Genomic DNA, 3,242 nt, shown 5'->3' on the forward strand with positions numbered 1-3,242 from the left:
AGTTGTGCTGCCATTTTATGCTTATGCAGCAATATCATTTTTGTTCGCAACCATATTATTATTTTTTTCTGCCAGCGCATTTACAAAACATTATTTTCATCCAAATACACTTGCAATTACGCACTGTATGGCATTGGGGTGGGGCACCATGATGATCCTGGGTGCCAGTCACCAGCTGGTACCAGTATTAATTGAAGGAAAATTATACAGTAACGTTCTTGCATATATTTCATTTGTATTTGGGGCAATTGGTATCCCTTTGCTTATTTACGGATTTTATTTTTTTAATTTGGGCTGGCCGGCACAGTCAGGTGGTATTTTAATAAATGCAGCGGTAATTACTTATTTATTAAACCTTGCAGTAAGCATGGTAAAAAGTAAAAAAGAAAATGTTCACGCTGTTTTTATTTTTACGGCTTCTTTGTGGTTACTGCTTACCACTTTGCTGGGGCTTTTATTATTATATAATTTTACTGCAATTATTTTACCAAAAGATTCGCTGCATTATCTTTCACTGCATGCACATATAGGAATAATTGGGTGGTTTTTGTTATTGGTAATGGGAGTTGGTTCCAGGTTAATACCGATGTTTTTAATTTCTAAATATAATAATACTAAATTGCTTTGGGTAATATATGGATTGATGAACGGCAGTTTATTGAGCTTTATACTTAGCTTTCTGTTTTTAAATACTACTGCTTTTTATTTTATACCAGTAACGGCAATGTTGCTGGTATTATTACTTTTTGGATATTATTGTTACAGTTGTTACAAACAACGCATCCGTAAAAAAGTAGATGAGCAAATGAAAATAACATTAACCTCGGTAATGATGTTATTAATACCCCTTATTTTTTTAATTATTATTATTGCAAGCCTGTTGTTGGGTACAGTAAATACAAAAATGGTTTTACTCTATGGCTTTGTTATTTTCTTTGGCTGGATAACTGCAATAATTTTTGGAATGACTTTTAAGACACTTCCTTTTATTATCTGGAATAAAGTTTACCACCTGCATGCAGGCGTGGGCAAAACACCCAACCCTAAAGATTTATTCAGCAGTAAAATATTTATTGCGATGTGCTTTATTTATTTATTTGGCTTTGCATTATTTATATCGGGTATTTATTTTACCAAAATTATTATTTTGCAGGCTGCCGCAGCATTATTAATAGTTACTGCATTATTATATAATTGGAATGTATTAAAAATGTTCTTTCATAAAGCTTCCAAAGTATGAGTATAATTACCAATAATAATATTAAATGTACTATTGCCCTGGCAGCTTTGCAAACGGTAACAGATCCAGAAATTGGCTTGAATGTGGTTGATCTTGGCTTAATTTATCAAATTGATTTTGATGAAACCAATTCAAAAATATTTGTTTCAATGACGCTTACCACACAATTTTGTCCGATGGGAGAATCCATTACCACAGCAGTAACAAGAGCATTGCAAAATACATTTACAAATAACGAAGTAGCATTGCAACTCACATTCAACCCTCCGTGGAGTAATGAAATGATTTCACCAGAAGGACAAATGTTCTTAAATCAGTAATTATGCTAAGCCTTACCTGTAAAACGGCGATAAAAGCGGTTATTTATCTTGCATCAAAATTTGATACCGGCGAAAAAAACGGCATTAAAGAAATAGCTGAATTTATAGATGCCAGTGAACACACTGTTGGTAAAATGTTGCAGTCATTGGTAAAAGGAGAGGTGATCAACAGTGCAAAAGGGCCTAACGGTGGATTTTATATTACAGCTAAACAAAAAAATCAGCCCATCATAAAAATTATTGAGGCCATTGATGGTAAAGAAGTGTTTAAGCAATGCGGCCTTGGCTTAAGTAAATGTTCCGCTTCGCATCCCTGCCCCATACATAACGATTATAAAGTAGTACGGGACAGCTTTGAAAAATTATGCCGGGATAAAAAAATGAGTGATCTGTGTGAGCCAGTTACTAACGGACTAACTTACTTAACCGGTTAAAGTTTGTTACAAGTTTTACTGTGTAGTTTTTTACTTAAATATCTGTGTGGCATTAATTACTTCATCAGTTTATTTTAAAAGAATGTTGTAATATTTGTCAGGGAATATTATGAGGTATAAAAAATCCCTTCATTACAATTGAAACTCAATTATAATGAAGGGGAAAAATAAAAATTATTTATCTGAAACTTCTTCTCTCTTTTGGAGCGTAAGTCCTCTTTCTTTCTCTTGTAACACCAGTACCTTCATCGTTGGGGCGTTTAAAACCACCGTCAGCTTCATTCATACGAATGGTGCGGTTGTTATAACGCTTGCCATCAATAGCGGTTATCATGCGTCCTGCTTCGGCTTTATCAATTTCTATCCAGCTGTTCATATCCCTCATATCAATTTTACCCAGCACTTCTTTCTTTAAATTACTTTCATCTAAAATAAATTGTAAAAAACTGGCTTTATAAAAACCATCTTTGGTACCAAGGTTGATGAATAATCTTGTAAAACCATTATCCCTGCGGTTAAAATCAGTACGTTCTTTTCTGCTGCCGTCTCTGGCATCGCCACCTGTTGCAGGCTGCCTTCTTTCACCACGAATATCATTGCGGTTAAGGTCTTCGGCATTTTCGTAATACTTTAAAAAGTGGCTGAATTCTAAAGCGGCTACACGTTGCAGTACCTCCTCTTTAGTTACATCAGCAAATTTTTCCATCAGGTCGGGCATATAAGTTTCGTAATCGCCATGGCTAACATCGGCCTGCATTAAAGTATCCATAAAATGGAAAAATTGTTTGCGGCACACATCTTTACCACTTGGTACATCAACTTTATGAAACTGTGCATTGATCATTCTTTCCAATGACTTTATTTTAAAAGTTTCCCTGCTATGACATATAGAAAGACAAATACCGGTTTTACCAGCCCTTCCTGTACGTCCGCTTCTGTGGGTGTATACTTCCATATCATCAGGTAATTCAAAATTGATAACATGTGTTACGCCTTCAACATCTATACCTCTTGCAGCAACATCGGTTGCAATTAATAATTGTAAACTTTTTGTGCGGAAGCGGCCCATCACTTTATCACTTTGCTGCTGCGTTAAATCGCCGTGTAATGCTTCAATTTCGTAACCGGCTTTTGCCAGGCGTTCACCAATTTCCTGTGCATCAATTTTTGTACGGGTAAAAATTATACCATACATACCAGGGTTAAAATCTATTAATCTTTTTAATGCTTCGTAGCGGTGTTGTTGTG

Annotated in this window: 4 protein-coding genes; 3 read left to right on the forward strand and 1 reads right to left on the reverse strand. The window is 35.2% G+C overall.

The window, feature by feature from the left end:
- The 3 genes from ACY65O_RS07560 to ACY65O_RS07570 form a co-directional block, all read left to right on the forward strand.
- A partial coding sequence (locus ACY65O_RS07560; protein WP_462220246.1) for a cytochrome C oxidase subunit I occupies positions 1-1,240 on the forward strand: 1,240 nt, incomplete at its 5' end.
- Positions 1,237-1,560 carry a metal-sulfur cluster assembly factor gene (locus tag ACY65O_RS07565; RefSeq protein ID WP_462220247.1) on the forward strand — a complete coding sequence of 108 codons (324 nt, stop codon included), beginning with the start codon at positions 1,237-1,239 and terminating at the stop codon, positions 1,558-1,560. The genes ACY65O_RS07560 and ACY65O_RS07565, both read left to right, overlap by 4 nt.
- A 2-nt stretch (positions 1,561-1,562) precedes the next feature.
- A complete protein-coding gene (locus ACY65O_RS07570) occupies positions 1,563-1,994 on the forward strand; it encodes an RrF2 family transcriptional regulator (protein WP_462220248.1) in 432 nt (143 codons plus the stop codon).
- A gap of 178 nt (positions 1,995-2,172) precedes the next feature.
- On the opposite strand, the gene ACY65O_RS07575 is transcribed toward ACY65O_RS07570, so the two are convergent.
- On the reverse strand, positions 2,173-3,242 hold a 1,070-nt coding region (locus ACY65O_RS07575), incomplete at its 5' end, for a helicase-related protein (RefSeq protein WP_462220249.1).

Source organism: Ferruginibacter sp., assembly GCF_031430955.1.
Taxonomy (GTDB): domain Bacteria; phylum Bacteroidota; class Bacteroidia; order Chitinophagales; family Chitinophagaceae; genus Ferruginibacter.

What these genes read in the sequence shown, in the direction of transcription:
- ACY65O_RS07565 (WP_462220247.1), top strand. Translation starts at nt 1,237, where the DNA reads ATGAGTATAATTACCAATAATAATATTAAATGTACTATTGCCCTGGCA.
- ACY65O_RS07570 (WP_462220248.1), top strand. Translation starts at nt 1,563, where the DNA reads ATGCTAAGCCTTACCTGTAAAACGGCGATAAAAGCGGTTATTTATCTT.